The sequence below is a fragment of the Bacillus sp. LH1 genome, from assembly GCF_057924895.1.
Window position 1 is genome coordinate 5,097,745 of the sequence record NZ_CM175007.1, and the last position, 18,989, is coordinate 5,116,733.

At 36.4% G+C, this 18,989-nt stretch carries 13 protein-coding genes; 9 read left to right on the forward strand and 4 right to left on the reverse strand.

Annotated features, from left to right (window positions below; translation table 11 throughout):
- Positions 1-19: 19 nt before the first annotated feature.
- The 5 genes from ACX9TM_RS26410 (at position 20) to ACX9TM_RS26430 (ending at position 6,740) form a co-directional block, all read left to right on the forward strand.
- Entirely contained in the window at positions 20-904 is an 885-nt protein-coding gene (locus tag ACX9TM_RS26410) for a D-amino-acid transaminase (RefSeq protein ID WP_002026582.1), read from the forward strand.
- A 209-nt stretch (positions 905-1,113) separates the two neighbouring features.
- Positions 1,114-2,847, forward strand: coding sequence for a C40 family peptidase (locus tag ACX9TM_RS26415; protein WP_059304240.1), 1,734 nt, complete (start codon positions 1,114-1,116; stop codon positions 2,845-2,847).
- A 366-nt stretch (positions 2,848-3,213) separates the two neighbouring features.
- Positions 3,214-4,425 carry a NupC/NupG family nucleoside CNT transporter gene (locus ACX9TM_RS26420; RefSeq protein ID WP_050292948.1) on the forward strand — a complete coding sequence of 404 codons (1,212 nt, stop codon included), beginning with the start codon at positions 3,214-3,216 and terminating at the stop codon, positions 4,423-4,425.
- 261 nt (positions 4,426-4,686) lie between these two features.
- Positions 4,687-5,442: a diguanylate cyclase domain-containing protein gene (locus ACX9TM_RS26425; RefSeq protein WP_000653222.1), complete on the forward strand. Its 756-nt coding sequence runs from the start codon at positions 4,687-4,689 to the stop codon at positions 5,440-5,442.
- Positions 5,439-6,740: a glycosyltransferase family 2 protein gene (locus tag ACX9TM_RS26430; protein ID WP_000988752.1), complete on the forward strand. Its 1,302-nt coding sequence runs from the start codon at positions 5,439-5,441 to the stop codon at positions 6,738-6,740. Before ACX9TM_RS26425 ends, ACX9TM_RS26430 begins: the two co-directional genes overlap by 4 nt.
- A 622-nt stretch (positions 6,741-7,362) precedes the next feature.
- Here ACX9TM_RS26430 and opuD read toward each other — a convergent pair.
- A complete protein-coding gene (gene opuD / locus ACX9TM_RS26435) occupies positions 7,363-8,877 on the reverse strand; it encodes a glycine betaine transporter OpuD (RefSeq protein ID WP_001229103.1) in 1,515 nt (504 codons plus the stop codon).
- A 665-nt stretch (positions 8,878-9,542) separates the two neighbouring features.
- Between opuD and ACX9TM_RS26440 the strand changes: the two genes are divergently transcribed.
- Together ACX9TM_RS26440 and ACX9TM_RS26445 are read left to right on the forward strand one after the other, a co-directional pair.
- On the forward strand, positions 9,543-10,421 hold the full coding sequence (locus tag ACX9TM_RS26440) for a cell wall-binding protein EntA (RefSeq protein ID WP_000733326.1): 879 nt from the start codon (positions 9,543-9,545) through the stop codon (positions 10,419-10,421).
- 85 nt (positions 10,422-10,506) lie between these two features.
- On the forward strand, positions 10,507-10,809 hold the full coding sequence (locus tag ACX9TM_RS26445) for a DUF3910 family protein (RefSeq protein WP_001102539.1): 303 nt from the start codon (positions 10,507-10,509) through the stop codon (positions 10,807-10,809).
- A gap of 171 nt (positions 10,810-10,980) precedes the next feature.
- Here the strand turns inward: ACX9TM_RS26445 and ACX9TM_RS26450 are convergent, their stop codons facing one another.
- The 3 genes from ACX9TM_RS26450 to ACX9TM_RS26460 are packed head-to-tail and all read right to left on the reverse strand — an operon-like array spanning position 10,981 to position 14,420.
- A complete protein-coding gene (locus tag ACX9TM_RS26450; RefSeq protein ID WP_000666884.1) occupies positions 10,981-12,360 on the reverse strand; it encodes a zinc ribbon domain-containing protein in 1,380 nt (459 codons plus the stop codon).
- 12 nt (positions 12,361-12,372) lie between these two features.
- Positions 12,373-13,923: a zinc ribbon domain-containing protein gene (locus tag ACX9TM_RS26455; protein WP_065382118.1), complete on the reverse strand. Its 1,551-nt coding sequence runs from the start codon at positions 13,921-13,923 to the stop codon at positions 12,373-12,375.
- Positions 13,924-13,928: 5 nt separating this feature from the next.
- Entirely contained in the window at positions 13,929-14,420 is a 492-nt protein-coding gene (locus ACX9TM_RS26460; protein WP_001281754.1) for a zinc ribbon domain-containing protein, read from the reverse strand.
- Between the two features lie 158 nt (positions 14,421-14,578).
- On the opposite strand from ACX9TM_RS26460, the gene ACX9TM_RS26465 reads away from it, so the two are divergent.
- Positions 14,579-16,198 (forward strand): SWIM zinc finger family protein, encoded by a 1,620-nt coding sequence (locus ACX9TM_RS26465; RefSeq protein WP_000939143.1) that lies wholly within the window; start codon positions 14,579-14,581, stop codon positions 16,196-16,198.
- Positions 16,182-18,938: a DEAD/DEAH box helicase gene (locus ACX9TM_RS26470; protein ID WP_000610114.1), complete on the forward strand. Its 2,757-nt coding sequence runs from the start codon at positions 16,182-16,184 to the stop codon at positions 18,936-18,938. Before ACX9TM_RS26465 ends, ACX9TM_RS26470 begins: the two co-directional genes overlap by 17 nt.
- The last annotated feature ends 51 nt before the right edge of the window (positions 18,939-18,989 follow it).

Consider the following 18,989-nt stretch of genomic DNA (forward strand, 5'->3'; position numbering starts at 1 on the left):
CTTACGTACTTACGAAAGGATGGGACGGAAATTGGCATACGAAAAATTTGTACTTTGGAATGATGAAGTTATTGATACAACAAAACAACAAACGTACATAGAACTTGAAGAAAGAGGTTTGCAGTTCGGAGATGGTGTCTACGAGGTTATTCGCCTATATAAAGGGAACTTTCACTTATTAGATCCTCACATAACGAGATTATATCGATCCATGGAAGAAATAGAATTATCGCTCCCTTTTTCAAAAGCTGAGCTCATCACTTTACTTTACAAATTAATTGAAAGAAACCATTTCCACGAAGATGGCACAATTTATTTGCAAGTATCTCGTGGTGTACAAGCTCGCACACATGTATTTTCATATGACACCCCTCCGACAATTTATGCCTATATTACAAAAAAAGAAAGACCAGCCTTATGGATTGAATATGGTATACGCGCTATATCAGAACCCGATACTCGATGGCTACGCTGTGACATTAAATCATTAAATTTATTACCAAACGTACTAGCTGCTACGAAAGCTGAACGAAAAGGCTGTAAAGAGGCACTTCTCGTAAGGAATGGTATTGTAACGGAAGGAAGCCATTCCAACTTCTTTTTAATTAAAAACGGAACTCTTTACACACATCCAGCCAATCACCTTATTTTAAATGGCATTATTCGTCAATATGTCCTTTCTTTAGCGAATACTCTTCACATACCTGTACAGGAAGAACTTTTCAGCGTTCGTGACGTTTATCAAGCAGATGAATGCTTTTTTACAGGCACAACGATTGAAATTTTACCAATGACCCACCTTGATGGAACCGCGATTCAAGATGGGCAAGTTGGGCCTATCACCAAAAAACTGCAAAAATCATTTAATCAAATCTTGTTACAATCCAATATGGCATCTTCTTAAACCCGAATAATTTCTGTCCTTTCACATTCAATATATGCATTTAAATGGAAATCAAGGTGTAAATTTATGCCTTGATTTTTTCTTGTAATCTTTTTGTCATATTCAGATTCCCACATAAGCCTTGACAGTAATCGACATGCTCTTTAGAATTTTTAACAGTTGGTAAATATTTCTTCACTACATTACAGACAGAAAGGAATCGACAAATTATGAAAAAGTATCTTGCCGGTCTTGCGGCAGTGTCTGTAGCAGGAGGAGCAGCACCTACACTTGATAGTGTTCAAGCTGCACCTGAACAAAATACACAAAAAGCTGCTACAACTGTCCAAGCTTCTGCGTCAAACAACTCATCTTATACGGTAAACGCGAGCGTCTTACATGTTCGTGCGGGATCAAGCACTTCTCACGACATCATCTCACGCGTTTATAACGGTCAATCACTAAACGTGATTGGCGAAGAAAATGGTTGGTTCAAAATTAACATTAACGGAAAAACAGGCTTTGTTAGTGGCGAATTTGTATCAAAAAGTGGAGCAGCAAACAACAATGTAAGCACAGGTGGAAACAATAAAGTTACCGCTGATGTATTACGTGTACGTACAGCTCCTAACACTTCTAGTTCTGTTTCTGGACGTGTATATGCAGGACAAACATTAAACGTAATTGGACAAGAAAATGGTTGGGTGAAAATTAACCATAATGGACAAGTAGGTTATGTAAGTGGCGAATTCGTATCTGGCGTTTCTTCTACTGGGGGTTCTTCAAACAACAATACGAATAATAACAACCAAGAAGTAAAACCAGCAAGCGGAAACTATACAGTAAATGTATCTTCCCTTCGTGTTCGTACAGGTCCTAGCACTTCTCACACAACTGTAGGTTCTGTCAAAAAAGGACAAGTAGTACAAGTTGTTGGCGAAGTTCAAGATTGGTTCAAAATCAATTACGCAGGACAAACTGCTTATATAAGCAAAGACTACGTAACAAAAGGCGGTTCTAACGAAAACGTTACAGAAGGCAACAAACAAGAGCAAAACAATAATGGAACTATTCAAACTGGCGGTTCTTATGTAGTTAACGCTACATCTTTACGTGTTCGTACAGGCCCTGCCGCTTACCATAGTGTAATTGGTGGCGTTTTAAACGGTACAACATTAAACGTAGTTGGATCTGAAAACGGTTGGTTTAAAGTAAATTACCAAGGAAAAACAGGCTTTGTTAGCAGCGAATTTGTAAAATTCGTTAAAGGTGGCACTACTACTCCTGAGCAACCAAAACAACCTGAAAAACCTAACCAAGGTGCAATTGGCGACTATTACATTAATGCTTCTGCACTAAATGTACGTAGCGGCGAAGGTACAAATTATAGAATCATAGGCGCACTTCCACAAGGTCAGAAGGTTCAAGTAATCTCTGAAAACTCTGGATGGAGCAAAATTAACTACAACGGTCAAACTGGTTATATCGGAACACGTTACCTATCTAAAACACCAGTTGGAGGCGCAGTAGATAATAAGCCTAACAATAACCAAAATAACAATCAAAACAATAACAACAATAATAATACAGGTAATAATAGCGGCGACAGTTCTTCCGTACTTGCATATGCAAAATCAATGCAAGGTGTACCATACGTTTGGGGCGGAAGTTCTGCTAACGGTGTTGACTGCAGTGGTTACATCTACCACGTATTTAAGAAATTTGGTCATAACATTAGCCGCCAAAGTGTTGCAGGATATTGGAGTAGCCTACCAAAAACTTCAAGTCCACAACCTGGTGACTTAATTTATTTCCAAAACACTTATAAATCTGGTCCTTCTCACATGGGTATCTACCTTGGGGGCGGATCATTTATCCAAGCTGGAGATAACGGTGTAGCAATCGATTCATTAAGTAAATCTTATTGGAAGAGCCACTTCTTAGGATACACGAAAGCACCTTAATTAATAGTTTCAAAGCCTTCTAGTTTACTAGAAGGCTTTTTGCTATGAGTTCAACATATTACTCCCTTTCTCCTACCTTCTCTCTACAAAAATAATGTATCCATTCTTCCATTTCATACACTTTATTCTGCAAAAACAATGCATAACGTTATCATAATGTATATATTCCCATAAAAAACATAACCTATTTCATGTCTATTTATTTCATATGTGTTTTTTTGAAGAATTTTCTTTTTATTTAAACTTTTCATTAGACGTTTGACCTCCGATGTCCATTATGATAAGTTACTTAAGATGTTATATTCGTAAACGTATAGACAACTGGTTTATACACTGTTTTTACTATGAGGAAGGAGCATACACTGCATGAATCTTTTATGGGGAATTGGCGGCGTGATTGGAGTATTAGCAATTGCATTCTTACTATCTTCCAACCGCAAAGCTATTAATTGGCGCACAATTTTAATCGCGCTAGCATTACAAATGTCATTTTCATTTATCGTATTACGATGGGATGCTGGTAAAGCAGGTTTAAAACACGCTGCTGACGGTGTTCAAGGATTAATTAATTTTTCTTACGAGGGAATTAAGTTCGTTGCTGGGGATTTAGTCAACGCAAAAGGACCTTGGGGATTTGTATTCTTTATTCAAGCACTACTTCCAATCGTATTTATTAGTTCATTAGTAGCAATCTTATATCATTTTGGTATTATGCAGAAATTTGTTAGCGTCGTTGGTGGCGCATTAAGTAAACTTCTTGGAACTTCTAAAGCAGAAAGCTTAAACTCAGTAACGACTGTATTTTTAGGACAAACTGAAGCTCCAATTTTAATTAAACCTTACTTAGCACGTTTAACAAATAGTGAATTCTTCGCTATTATGGTAAGCGGTATGACAGCTGTTGCTGGATCTGTTCTCGTCGGTTATGCAGCAATGGGTATTCCGTTAGAGCACTTATTAGCAGCTGCAATAATGGCAGCTCCATCAAGCTTATTAATTGCGAAACTGATTATGCCTGAGACAGAAAAAGTAGATAATAACGTTGAACTTTCTACAGAACGTGAAGACGCAAACGTTATCGACGCAGCTGCACGCGGTGCATCTGAAGGTATGCAACTTGTTATTAACGTAGCAGCAATGTTAATGGCTTTCATCGCATTAATCGCTTTATTAAATGGATTATTAGGATTGATTGGTTCTTGGTTCGATATTAAACTTAGCCTTGATTTAATCTTCGGTTACTTATTATCACCATTTGCAATCTTAATCGGGGTTTCTCCTGGTGAAGCTGTACAAGCAGCAAGCTTTATCGGTCAAAAACTTGCAATCAACGAATTCGTTGCATACGCAAACTTAGGACCACACATGGCAGAGTTCTCTGACAAAACAAATCTAATTTTAACATTCGCAATCTGTGGATTCGCAAACTTCTCTTCTATCGCAATTCAATTAGGTGTAACAGGAACGTTAGCTCCTACTCGCCGTAAACAAATTGCACAATTAGGGATTAAAGCAGTTATCGCTGGTACATTAGCGAACTTCTTAAATGCAGCAGTTGCAGGTATGATGTTCCTATAAACTTATATAGAGTCTTCTCTTTCTACAAGAGGAGACTTTTTTCATGCAATCCAAGCGTCTTTTGTGCATCTATTAATCAATTTATCCCAAATATAAGAACATTATGATACAATAATGTTCAAGTCTTTTTATTTTTCTAATGAAAATAGCGATACTACTTGTCGTTGCCCTTCAAAAGAATGTAACGACATGGTCAATTTCTTAATAATTGTGCATACTACAAGTATCTATTGATGAAATAGCTTTAAGGAGGAAAGTTTTGTGAAAGATAAGTTCTATAAAATCCTCTCTATGTGGATTTTACAAATTGTATTTTATTTTACTACTGTACATGTGACGAAATATGAGCATGCGCTCATTTTTACAATAATATACGTAATCGTAAATGTACTATTCTTATTTTTAGCTGACAAAACAGCATTTGTTTTCTTCATACTAGGAACCATTATTTCCGTATTTTATTTGTTCTATCAAGCATGGCTTCACTTATGGAGTACATCAGATCAATGGCAATATATGATTACCCACTTCCTGATGGCAGCTAACTTCTTCATTGTATATATAACAACTCACCTATTGAAAAAAGTGATTCATGAAAATAAAACTTTAACTGAGCGTGTGAGAACATTGGAACAATATATTGGAGAATCCAAATTACTAACAAGACAAGAATTCGAGAGACGCCAAGCGTTATTAACGACTGCAATGAATCGTCGTAATGAAACAGGCGTTATCATTTACTTTGATTTCACTTCCTTTAGTAAATATACGAAGGAAAGTGTTATGGACCGTGTAGCTTCCTTATTAGTTGAAACGGTAAGGAATGATTTTGACCTTGCTGCTGAATATGATAATAATACGCTAGTTATTTTATTACAAAACACAAATGAAGCTGGTGCTGACATTGTAATGAACCGCCTAAAGCCAAAAATGGAGCAATGGCTTGCTGCTGAAGCAATCCGAGATATAAAAATTTCACGCGAGCACATTGGAAACAAAGGACAGACACTGTTATGATGACTCTCGTTATACTTCTTTTATTCCTTCTGTTTTGCGTACTCGTTTTTTGGATTAGTATCACATTTTCAATTAAATATGTACTGATTTTTACGGCCTTTCTATTCTCTGGCTTACTCGTTTACTACTCTTTCTTAACAATTGCGGGCTTAATTCATCGAAATAGCAAACGAAAAGATCGTACGCTAGAACATTATCCGAGCGTCGATATTTTCATACCTGCCCATAATGAAGGCGTCGTTATTAAAGATACTTTAGAGGCGATGGCGAAGATTGAATATCCTGGAAAGCTAACTATTTATTTATTAAATGATAACTCTCAAGATGAAACACCTGAAATCGGCGATGATTTCGACAAAGCTTATGCTCATATTCGTCATATTCGTGTTCCCCCCGGTGAACCGAAGGGTAAATCACGTGTACTAAACTATGGGCTTAGTATTTCAGATGGTGAATACTTCTGTGTGTACGATGCAGATAACCAACCTGAACCACACGCACTGCGAATGCTTGTAGAGCACGCTGAAACAACTGAAGATGCTGTTGGAGCTGTTGGACATGTTCGTACAGTAAACGAAAAGCGAAACTGGCTGACGCGAATGATTTCACTGGAATTTCAAATCTTCCAGCTCCTTATGCAATCTGGACGCTGGTTACTATTCCAAACAGGCTCACTGACAGGAACAAATATGCTTCTTCGTCGCTCCGCACTAGAAGAGCTTGGTGGCTATGACCCTTATGCAATTGCAGAAGATGCTGAATTAACATTAAGAATTACACAAAAAGGTTATCTCTTACCAATCGTCCCAGAATCAGTTACTTGGGAACAAGAACCAGAGCATTTAAAAATTCTTATTAAACAACGTACACGTTGGCTCCAAGGGAATTTATACATTTTAGAAAAAATGTTTTCGTCATTAAGTTTCTTTAAAGGAAAACTTCTCGTCCATTCCTTACAACAAGTTCTAGTGTATGTTGTATTTTGGCTATTCCTAATCATTTCAAACGTTTGGTTTGTAATTGGGCTACTCGGGATATTCCAAATTCAATATAGCATTCCGCTACTATTTATGTGGTATGTCGCATATATTACATATGTTTCTCAATTATTTAGTGCCCAGAGTGTCGAACGAACCTTTACACCGACTAATATTTTTATTAGCGTTATTATGTACTTTACGTACGCACAGCTCTTTACGTACTTATTTATTCGTAGCTTAATCTTATACTTACGTGCAAAGAGCAAGAAACAAGTCATTGGCTGGGATAAGACAGTTCGATTCAAAAAAGAGAAATAATAACAATAAGCACAGAGCGCCGTATGCTCTGTGCTTATTTATTGCCGTATAAATTATATATCAGACAATACCCCTTAGCTGAAAGTAATTTCACGTCCATCCCCCAACGAACGATCGACCTTCATTTATATACGAAAAAGTGATTGCTATTTTTGTAGAACCAATTGCTTCTCTTGCTGTTCTTTGCGCGTTTCAGTCTTAGGTTCCGTGCTTTCTTGGACACTACGATGTGCCACACGTTTCAAACAAATATGCTTCCACTTTCTTTCGTAACGTTTCATTATTCTAGATGTCCCCCTTGAATGCGCTTTAAAACTATTTGAAATCGCTTACAGGAAATAATATAGCACATATATATAAACGTGACAACACATTTCCGACATATTTTTGACAAAAATACGAATAGAATTCGTAAGGTATCGAATATTGTCGAAACCTATCGTTTTTTCTTCGTATAAAAGGCATACTACTTATATGGTAAAGTATTTTATTTCCCCTACCCGCATTTCAAATTCCTTCTATATAAAGTGAAACTTTCATTAGCCATCACCAATTGTACTTTTACAGGCAAATAGAGAAATAAAAAAGAGCTGATATGAAATCAGCTCTTTTCCTTCTATTATTAATGACGCTTCATACGCCCTTCTTTTTGTAACTCTTTAAATAATGCTGCCATCATAAAGAAAATAACGAAGACGAACGGGAATGCTGCAATGATAGCTGCCGTTTGTAAGGCTTCTAATCCGCCAATATATAATAGCGTAGAAGCTATCGCGGCTAGAACGATACCCCAAATCATTTTAATACGATTTGGTGGGTTTAAACTACCATGTGTCGTTAACATTCCTAAAACAAATGTTGCAGAGTCTGCCGATGTAATAAAGAATGTTGCAATAAGTAAAATACCTAAAACTGATAAAGCTGATCCAAAGCTACCCATCTGATCGAACATAGCGAATAATCCTACTTCTGTTCCCATTTCTTTCACTTTGTCGAAGATATGTGCATCACCAAACAGCTCCATATGAATACCAGTACCGCCGAACACAGAGAACCAAAGTGCACCAATTACGGTCGGCACAAGTAACACACCGATAACAAACTCACGAATCGTACGACCTCGTGAAACACGAGCAATAAACGTACCTACGAACGGTGACCACGCAATCCACCATGCCCAATAGAAAATTGTCCATGACTGAATCCATTGATTCCCACCTTCGTCTAATGGACTTAAACGGAAACTCATACTTGGCAATTCCTGAATATAAGAACCGATTGTTGAAGTGAAGTAATTCATAATAAAGTTTGTTGGACCTGCAAATAATACAATGATCATAAGTGCAAATGCAAAAATAATATTCGTATTACTTAAATATTTAATTCCTTTATCAAGACCTGTTTGCGCAGATAACATAAATAATACTGTTACGATTGCAATAATAACTAACTGAGTCGTTAATGAGTTCGGGATAGACGTTAAATAACTAACACCACCTGCAATTTGTTTCGCACCAAGACCTAATGACGTTGCAACACCAAATACAGTTGCGAAAACAGCTAACACATCAAATGAATGAGCAATACGCCCGTGTTCCCCGCCCTTAAATAACGGACCTACTGTCGCACTAATCGTACTTGCTTTTCCTTTTCTAAAGGTAAAGTAAGCAATACATAACGCTACAAACGCATATAGTCCCCAAGGATGTAATCCCCAATGGAAAAATGAAAAACGCAGTGCAAGGCGCGCACTTTCCTCAGTTGCACTATCTCCAAACGGAGGTGCGTATAAATGGTTTAATGGTTCGGCAACGCCCCAGAAAACTAAGCCAATACCCATACCAGCACTAAATAACATAGCAAACCATGTCATATAACTATAATCAGGTTCATCATCATCTTTACCTAAACGAATAGAACCGTATTTCGAAACAATTAAAAAGATAGAAACACCTAAAATAATAGACACTGAAATAATATAAAACCACCCGAACTTACTAACTAATGCAGTTTGAATTGCGGTTGTTACATTTCCTAAGCTACCTTTTCCAATAATAGATTCGGGAATAATCCCCCAAATTGTAAATGCAATACATAATGTTAATGAAACGATGAATGTTTTTGTCAGTTTCCTCATCAAATCCCCCTTCGTAGGTTTCGTTTTTGTAAATAACATAAATTCCGATATGTAAAATCGGATAGAAAACTATAATTTTGCGGTGATTTTCTTACTTTCACCTTCACCAATTCGAATTCTTATGGACAGCCTTACCTTTCGTATAACCTTTTCACTCTGCAAGAGCTACAAGTTAGAAATACTGCTGTCAAATTGTGTGAGAAAAACGCGGATAGGAATGTATTTTCCTAAAAAAAGGATGTGTTACATATGTAAAAAAGGGCAAAGTTCTTCCTTGCAACCCTTTCATTTTGTAACAATTATGCGGTTTTTTTGCTAGTATATAGCACGTGTTTATAGCTTCACAAACAAAATGTTTATGTTTATATAACTATATTACCCATAAAACGGTAAAATACTCAAGGAATGTAATCGTTTAGTAAACATCATGTAACATTCCTGTAATATTTTTATTTACGTCGAAAAAAACATGTTGTATTAAATATTTTGAATATAACTAGAAACCTATGAGTCATATAGAATGAAAAACGCTTTCCTATATTTTTTGTTATATTACAGGATGTTAACGACTTATTACGAATGGTTTGTAATTGTGTGTTTTCCCCAAATCCGAAAAAATCTGTTGCTATAATGAGGACACGAAAACAAACGCAATGGAGGCTATCATGAAAAAATTAATTGGTATAGCAACAGCAGCAGTTTTTGGTCTTGGGATTTTCACATCATCTGCTAATGCAGAAACTGTTGTAACAACAGACGTACTAAACGTACGCGAAAACCCTACTACTGAATCAAAAGTTGTCGGTAAATTACTAAACGGTAATAAAATAGATGTTCAAAATACAGAGAACGGATGGTCAAAAATTACTTTAGACGGTAAAGACGCATTCGTAAGTGCAGAGTTCACAAAAAGCATCTACTACGTAACAGCTAACGTATTAAACGTACGTGCTGAAGCGAACACAAACTCAGAGGTTCTTGGAAAGTTGAAGAAAGACGATGTAATCGAAACAACGAACCAAGTACAAAATGAGTGGTTACAATTTGAATATAACGGGAAAACAGCTTATGTTCATGTTCCTTTCTTAACAGGTACAGCACCTGTAATTGAGAAACAAGAAACAACTGCTCCTGCTAAAGCTGCAGCACCAGCTAAGGCTCAAGCACCTGTAGCACAAGCAAAACCAGCTGCTAAGCCTGCTGTGAAAGCTGCTGAAACTAACACACCATCTGGTGGTCGTGAGTTAACAGTTGTAGCTACAGCATATACAGCTCACCCGAGCGAAAACGGTGGCACATATGGCGGCCGTGTATTAACTGCAATGGGTCATGATTTAACTGCGAATCCAAACATGAAAATGATCGCTGTTGACCCGAAAGTAATCCCATTAGGATCTAAAGTATGGGTAGAAGGTTACGGAGAAGCTATCGCTGGAGATACTGGTGGTGCAATTAAAGGTAACCGTATTGATATCTTACTTGGATCAGATAGCGCTGCTCAAAAATGGGGACGCAAAACTGTTAAAGTGAAAATTTTAAAATAACCAATGACTGCTAAATTACAAGCCGGTTCTCTTTATTGAGAGCTGGCTTTTATTTATTTATAATACATATAAGGAGGCTACGCCCATGAATGTACAAGCAAAAGTAGACTGGATTGGTACGCCAAAACCGTACATATATAAAGATGAAGTAACATATAACGCTACTTCTATTGATTTTTCACTCGCTGGCGATGATAACCGCTATAAGTTAATTGTGCTCAAGTCTGAAAACAATACACATTACAAAATTGTGCAATATGGAATAAAACCAGGCTCTCAAAAGCCATTTCCTATCGACATTCCATTTGAACAAAATATGTTGCCAATTATAGAGCAAATATTACATGATCCATATGTACAAGCGATACTAAAGGAAACACACTCATAATTGTAAAAAAATATATCAACGATTTTTCAATTATATCTATCATAAATCGCAATATATCAACGATTTTTCGATTATATCTATCATAACTTACGATATATCAACGGTTCGACACGAAATATCGATTTAGCTACAAAAAAGAAGCTGTTCAAATATTGAACAGCTTCTCTCATATTAACGAGTTGGACCAGATACATCTTCTGATTTCAACGTATTATTTGCACCAAGAGAATGATACAACATCTTTCCATTTCCATTCACAGTTACAATATGTTCGTTATTAAAACTTTTGAACTTCACAGATCCATCACCGTAACGAATATGATACTCTTCATATGTCGTTACTTTATATTTCGTAGCACTTTGACGCTCTACATTACGAACTTCCATCGTTAATAAGTCTTCTGTAATTCCTTTTTTGTGTAAATACTGTATATAATCACGGTCTTCCTTATACGATTTTCCGCTCTTATCATAATTATTTTCAATTAAACTAAAATCATTTAATGAAATTGCACGTACGTTATCATAAATATGATTTCTTACAAATTCGCCCACTGCTGAACTTGATGTTTCTTTCGGGAATTTTAAGTAATATGTGCTTTGGTCTCCAATTTTAACACTTTCAGATTTCATCACACCAAAATCAGTAGTTTTCTCTAAATGTACTTCTACTGTTTCATCTGTGGATACAGGGCCAAGCTTATAACTTCCATAATTTAATTTTCCACGTTTTTTCCCATTCACAAATACAGTTGCATCACTTTCATCAGAAGAAATGCTTACATACTTGCCTTCAAGCGATAAATCCACTTTCACCTTCTCGCTCTGTTCATCCGCTAAATCTACTTCTTTCTCTGTTTCTAATTCAGTAAGTTCTGTCTTCGCCGTTGCCTTTACAACATATGTACCTGGGAAGTATGGCCCCAACTCTTTCGAATTTTTATCACTAGAAAGCTCTGTTTCTTTTTTGTCATTCACATATATTTCTGCATTCTTTGCAGTTGTACTTACATTCATATAATAAGATTTCATGCTGAACTTATACTTTGGATATAAGAACCACTCTTTTCCCTCTTCTACTATTTCCCCGTCTTTAAATGCAGGTTTATCTTTTGTTAACTTTTGATCTACTGTCTCTTTCTGTAAATAAGACAGTAATTGTTTATTGTAAGAAGGATTCTCTTTTAAATAACGCATGTACGCTTTAATATCCTCTGTCTTAATCTTTAAGCTTGAATCATTTGCTTTTACAAACTCATCAATTGCATTAATATCTTTCTTTTGGAATGCTTCAATCATTACATTTACTTGCTTTTCTTTTGAAAACTTATATGCTCCAAATTTATATGCCCCAAATAATAATGCAGCAATAATGGCAAAACCAATGATTAAAAATAAATTTTTCTTACTTTTCACTGGTTTTGTCTCGCTTTGTAATTCTGTATATGAAGCAGCAGTGTTATCAACGATTACTTCTACTTTACTCCCACACTCAGGACAAAAGTTCAAATGGTCTGCAACGTTCTTTTTACATGTTCCACAAAACTTCAACGTGCTCTCCTCCTATTTTTTAGCTAATTTCATTCCAGCAAATGCTGCTACATATGTCACAATAAAACTAAACAAAATTAAATATGTAAATGAATTTTGCATAGATAGTACTGTTCCGCTTGTTCCAAATAAACTTGTTACCGTTCCTGAAACATTAATTTGGAACTTAGAAATCATATTCATTACAATCATCATAATTGTGTAAGAACCACTGCATACCGCTAATGTAATATATATATTGGCAGTCGGTAATTTAGCTAACTTTCTTCCCGCTCTAAACATAAAGAACAATGGAATAATAAGCAGTAATAAACCGTAATGGAATACGTTATTCACTTTATCAAATTCTGCAAGGCTTCCCTCATTTGCTCCTTTTGAAATCAATATCTCTCTAAGCTCTACGCCATTTACAGAGACGCCTGATATAAATGAAAACGATAGTGTGCTCTCATATGCATTTGATTTCTTACCAATTCTAGTAAATTCCTTACTAAGTGCTGGACTTGATACTTCTAATGGCGCAAAATGAGCCATACTCCATAATTGAGGTGTTAACTCTAATGCTAATAATGTACTTTCAGATTTTAAAGTTGTTATTTCTTTTAATGGTTCAATACCGTCTTCCTTACTTACTAACGCCATAATACAAACCGCTACTGCTGTTACTAAAAGTCCTTTTATCATAGCCGAAACACCGTAATAAACAGACGCTCCATATGGCATTAACTCTTGAAATGCTGCTGCCATATTGTTTTTGCTTGTATGAGCAATAAATCCTAATAAGGTAAATAATGTCCCACATACAAAACCACTCAATAAACTCTTCATCGCTGAATAGCCAACCGTAATCTTACCTGCTTCTGAGAATGGGATTGTAAAAGATTGTGATGCTATAAAACTTATAATGAATAAAAAGACTCCATAAATAATACCAACTGTTGCTGCCATAAAGATTTGATCTTTAATCGTTTTCGCAACATGCTGTTTCCCTAACCAAATTCCTGTACCAGCGAAAATAATAAATGGAATGATTAATAATAATGTAAATGGAGTATGCCAAGATAAAGAAAATATCAATCCACTATCATCGTTAGCTGTAAAACCAAGTAAATGGTAACTTAACATCGTAGAAGTTGCACTCGAATAAAAACTTGGCAACACTTCTAATTCTTTCGCAAATTTGCTAAACATCTCACTTAACATAGAGGCAAATAATAAACTACCAATCCAACCAGCAATTAACATGAGAATACTTGCAACAGCCCCACCAATAAAACCTTTTTGTAAAACGGCTTTATCTGCTTTAAATTCAACTTTAGGAGCACCATCCATTGTAGGCAATTTTACAGTTTGTTCTTTTTTCTTCACAACAGATAAAGAATACCCACACTTTTGACAATATAAATTTTTTTGAGCATTTTCACTGCCACAACCTCTGCAGTATTTTGCAGTATCTTTTTCTAATGTTACTGCATCTATAGCTCCTGCAATCTCCATACTACCTTCATTTGGGCAATAATTTACTTCTTCACCATGTTGTTTTCCACATGTGCGACAATACATTTAATTCACTCCCCACTTTGCTTAATTCCACAAACTGGACAGTAAGTAGAGTTTTTATCGATATGCTCATTACATGAAATACAATTTACCGTTTCACCTTCATTTTCTACTGTTAACATCGGGTTAGGCTTTCCACACGAACCACAAAACTTATCATTTATTGATAAAGGTCCACCACATTCACATGTAGCTTTTTCACCTTGTTGTTTTTGCAATTCAACAATGCGCTTTCTTGCTTGATAAATAGCTACATCAAATTCTTGAACTGGAGCAATCATTTCTTTTAAGCTCGCTTCATTTACTCCACTTCCTCTTAATTGAACATACACTTGCTGTCCAACCTCTAATAGAACCTCTGCTTTTTTCTGCATTTGCACTTGCATTCCCTTTTTCAATTGAGCAATTTCTTGTGCAACTTGCAACTTCATTTTCCCTTGTTCTATTCCTTCTTGTAACTTATTCATTCCACTACCTAACTTCGTCTGTAAATCTGACAAATCATTTCTCCTCCTATACATATATATTTATATATGAAATTAACATTTTATATATTACCATGATTTTCAAGTTATGTAATCCAAATTTCATTTTTTCTGTTTTGAGCATTTTTTGTTTATAATGGTAAAGGAAAGAAATATGTGTACGGAGGAATATTATGCTGCAACACTCAATTACGAAAGATGAAATTATGATGATTGCGAATGAGTTCGTTCAAGGACTAGATCCACAGCAAACAGCTGATCAGGAACATGTCGCTACAGCTCGGCACCTATATCGTAGTGGTGTTGTCTACAACGTTGACTTTGATGGTTATACACTATCAGGAACTGTAGATGCGGAAGGCAACGTATATAGCGTTCATATTCCGATTCGTAATGTCGCTGAAAGTTATTGTGATTGCTTCGCACCAACACAATGTGAGCATATGCTCGCTGTATTACTATCTGCAGCGTCTAGTTTCGGGCAAGTAGGAGATGTATTAACTTTATTTAAAAATAATACGAAACCTTCCCTTCCTCCTATTCGAACTGCAAGACAAGTATTGCAATCATCAGCTTTTGAAGAAACGGATTATAAAAGTTGGGAATCATATTTTGAAAAAGAATATGAATCATTTAAAAAAGAACAAGCTCGCCTTACTTATAAACAAATGTATTTTCTTATGAGTATCTTTACAGATTTCTATACGAAACTTGAGCGGAAAGCTCCGCGCGTCATCGCCATACATGAATTATTCAGGTTACATGCAGCACTTTACTGCTTTCAAAAATTATTAGAAGAAATTCAGGCATTCGAAGCAAACAAAACGTATTCTTATCACCAACCTGTTAATGTCGTTCGCCTATTTGTAGATAAAGTGGAATCCATCGTTCGGGACTTACAATCAGAAGCGATTCCTTCAGAATCTGAAATAATTTTGCAAGAAACAGCTCGTCTCGTTCATGAAGTATTCTTCTCTACCGACGCTTATACGCAAGAGCGATTTTTCATTTATCGCCACATATGGAGTGAACTTTTAAACAATAAAGAGAAAATGCAAGAGGAAGAAAAACGAATCGATACGAAAATTAATCCACTATCTAAAGCGTTAGCGTCTTCTCACCTTCTCTTTTTAAATGAAGAAGATCTACTAGCGATGGACTTACTAAAGAAACAACCTGCTTCTGTTGTGAGTCTATACTTCTATTGGTTAGAAGAACTATTAAGTGCCATGCAGTGGGATCGTGCGAAAAACTGGCTTTCCTTTACGTATAAACAAGTAAAGAAAACGATCCAAGATCACGAAAATACGATTTTTATAAAAGATATCGTTCGGCTATTTGTAATCATGTATGAAACATACGCAACACATACAAATGAACAAGCTGGTTTTGAAATGATCTTGCAGGAACTATTACCGTATAGTTTCACAAACTATGAACAGTACGTACTCGCGAAAAAACAGTATCGTACATGGGCAGAGCTCCATCTCTTATATGGGTTTGAAGCAATTGAACTGTTAAAAGAACCACTGAAAGATATTGAAAAAGAAGCGCCAGAAGCAGCACTTCCTCTTTATCATCTTGCTGCTGTAGAAGCAATTGAAGAACGAAATCGTAAATCATATAGACGCGCAGTTCGTTACTTAAAGAAATTACGTACATTATATAAACGATTAAAACGCACCGATGAATGGGATGCTTTCATTATTCACATCGCCAATCTCCATTCACGTCTGCGTGCACTACAAGAGGAATTACGGAAAGGAAAATTAATCGATGATCAATCAAACTGAAGTAACAATTAGGCTCCAGCATGTTAGTCAAGGTTGGTTCCTTTGGGGAGAAGATGACAGCGGTACTCCATTATCCGTAACAAGTTGGAAACGAAATGCATTCACATGGCACTCCACTTCTTTCTACGGTACGTTTCTAAAAGAAGCAACCTTCGAAGGAAAACAAGGTGTGCTACTAACAAATGCACAAGCCTTTGAATACATTGCAAACAAACCAATGAATTCCTTTGCACATATTCAACTGAACGGCCCTATTACAGCACTTACAAAAGATGCAAATGAATTATGGGATGCCTTTACGAGTGGTAGCTTCGTACCAGATATCGAGCACTGGCCCAAACAACCATCTTGGAAAGTTCAAAATACGCCAATTGAAGATGACACATTAGCATCTCTTTTCTCAGCAGCAGTTAATGAAAGCATATTACAAGATAATCGCTCAAATGACGGCTGGGAAGATGCTAAAAGACTATATGAACATTACGACTTTACGAAAAGACAATTGGAAACAGCACTACATGAAGAAGATTGGCTTCGAAAAATTGGTTATATTGAAGATGATCTTCCGTTTACAATCGGACTAAGACTGCAAGAACCACAAGAAGAATTTGAAATGTGGAAACTTGAAACAATCGTGACACCAAAGCGCGGGGCGCATCGCATATATGTATATGAAAACATCGATTCCTTACCGAAAAGATGGCACGATTACGAAGAACGGATTACAGAAACACAAGAAGGTTTTAGTAAGCTCATACCGTGGTTAAAAGAAGGAGATACATTCCGAAATGAGCTCTTTGAAACAGAAGCTTGGAACTTCTTAACAGAAGCAAGCGATGAATTACTTGCAGCCGGCATTACAATTTTACTACCATCATGGTGGCAAAATTTAAAAGCAACAAAACCGAAATTACGTGTCCAGCTGAAGCAAAATACAGTACAAACACAATCGTTCTTCGGTATGAATACGCTCGTTAATTTTGACTGGCGAATTTCGACGAACGGCATTGATTTATCAGAAAGCGAATTTTTTGAACTCGTTGAACAAAACAAACGTCTATTTAATATAAACGGTCAATGGATGCGACTAGATCCAGCCTTTATCGAAGAAGTAAGGAAACTCATGAACCGTGCCGATAAATACGGACTAGAGATGAAAGATGTCCTGCAGCAACATTTATCAAATACGGCTGAAACAGAAATTGTAGAAGATGATAGTCCGTTTACTGATATTGAAATCGAACTAGATGGATATTATGAGGAACTATTCCAAAAGCTACTTCATATTGGAGATATTCCAAAAGTAGATGTCCCTGCTTCACTAAACGCAACACTTCGTCCGTATCAACAACACGGCATTGAATGGTTGTTATATTTACGAAAGCTTGGATTTGGAGCATTGCTAGCTGACGATATGGGACTCGGGAAAAGTATTCAAACAATCTCTTACTTACTATATATAAAAGAAAACAATCTCAAAACAGGCCCTGCATTAATCGTAGCGCCGACATCTGTTCTTGGAAATTGGCAAAAAGAATTTGAGCGTTTCGCACCGAATTTACGTGTTCAATTACATTACGGAAGTAATAGAGATAAGGGCAATTCTTTTGAAGATTTCCTTCAATCAGCAGATGTTGTATTAACATCTTATGCATTGGCCCAACTCGATGAGGAAGAACTAACTTCATTATGCTGGGATGCTGTTATTTTGGATGAAGCACAAAATATTAAGAACCCACATACGAAACAGTCGAAAGCAGTACGAAACTTACAAGCAAATCACAAAATCGCTTTAACTGGTACGCCGATGGAAAATCGCCTCGCTGAACTTTGGTCCATTTTCGACTTTATTAATCATGGATATCTCGGAAGCTTAGGGCAATTCCAACGCCGCTTCGTCACACCGATTGAAAAGGATCGTGATGAAGGAAAAATCCAGCAAGTTCAACGGTTTATCTCACCATTTTTACTGCGCCGAACGAAGAAAGATCAAACGGTCGCATTAAATTTACCAGATAAACAAGAACAAAAAGCTTACTGTCCCCTTACTGGTGAACAAGCTTCCTTATATGAACAACTTGTTCAAGATACACTGCAAAATGTTGAGGGATTAAGTGGAATTGAAAGACGCGGCTTTATATTACTTATGCTGAACAAGCTAAAACAAATTTGTAATCATCCAGCTCTTTATTTAAAAGAAGAAGAGCCACAAAATGTCGTTGAACGCTCTATGAAAACAAAAACGTTAATGGAGCTCATCGAAAATATAAAAGATCAAAATGAAAGTTGCCTAATCTTCACTCAATACATCGGCATGGGGAACATGCTAAAACGTGTGCTAGAAGAAAAATTCGGCCAGCGTGTCCTCTTCTTAAACGGTAGTGTGCCGAAAAAAGATCGCGACAAGATGATTGAGGAGTTCCAAAACGGAACGTATGACATTTTCATCTTATCCTTAAAAGCTGGCGGAACAGGATTAAACTTAACCGCTGCCAACCATGTCATTCACTACGACCGTTGGTGGAATCCAGCTGTGGAAAATCAAGCAACAGACCGCGCATATCGCATTGGTCAAAAACGATTTGTTCATGTTCACAAACTCATTACAACAGGAACATTAGAAGAAAAAATTGATGAAATGCTAGAAAGAAAACAATCTCTAAACAATGCGGTCATCACAAGCGATAGCTGGATGACTGAACTATCAACAGACGAACTAAAAGAATTACTTGGTGTATAAAGTGAAACTTTAATCAGTGGAGGTTTTACTCCCCGCAAAAAAAGCGCTAAT

Bases quoted from the DNA above. Each gene is read 5' to 3' on its own strand.
- ACX9TM_RS26410 (WP_002026582.1), top strand. From the start codon at position 20: ATGGGACGGAAATTGGCATACGAAAAATTTGTACTTTGGAATGATGAA.
- ACX9TM_RS26415 (WP_059304240.1), top strand. From the start codon at position 1,114: ATGAAAAAGTATCTTGCCGGTCTTGCGGCAGTGTCTGTAGCAGGAGGA.
- ACX9TM_RS26420 (WP_050292948.1), top strand. From the start codon at position 3,214: ATGAATCTTTTATGGGGAATTGGCGGCGTGATTGGAGTATTAGCAATT.
- ACX9TM_RS26430 (WP_000988752.1), top strand. From the start codon at position 5,439: ATGATGACTCTCGTTATACTTCTTTTATTCCTTCTGTTTTGCGTACTC.
- opuD (WP_001229103.1), bottom strand. From the start codon at position 8,877: ATGAGGAAACTGACAAAAACATTCATCGTTTCATTAACATTATGTATT.
- ACX9TM_RS26440 (WP_000733326.1), top strand. From the start codon at position 9,543: ATGAAAAAATTAATTGGTATAGCAACAGCAGCAGTTTTTGGTCTTGGG.
- ACX9TM_RS26445 (WP_001102539.1), top strand. From the start codon at position 10,507: ATGAATGTACAAGCAAAAGTAGACTGGATTGGTACGCCAAAACCGTAC.
- ACX9TM_RS26455 (WP_065382118.1), bottom strand. From the start codon at position 13,923: ATGTATTGTCGCACATGTGGAAAACAACATGGTGAAGAAGTAAATTAT.
- ACX9TM_RS26465 (WP_000939143.1), top strand. From the start codon at position 14,579: ATGCTGCAACACTCAATTACGAAAGATGAAATTATGATGATTGCGAAT.
- ACX9TM_RS26470 (WP_000610114.1), top strand. From the start codon at position 16,182: ATGATCAATCAAACTGAAGTAACAATTAGGCTCCAGCATGTTAGTCAA.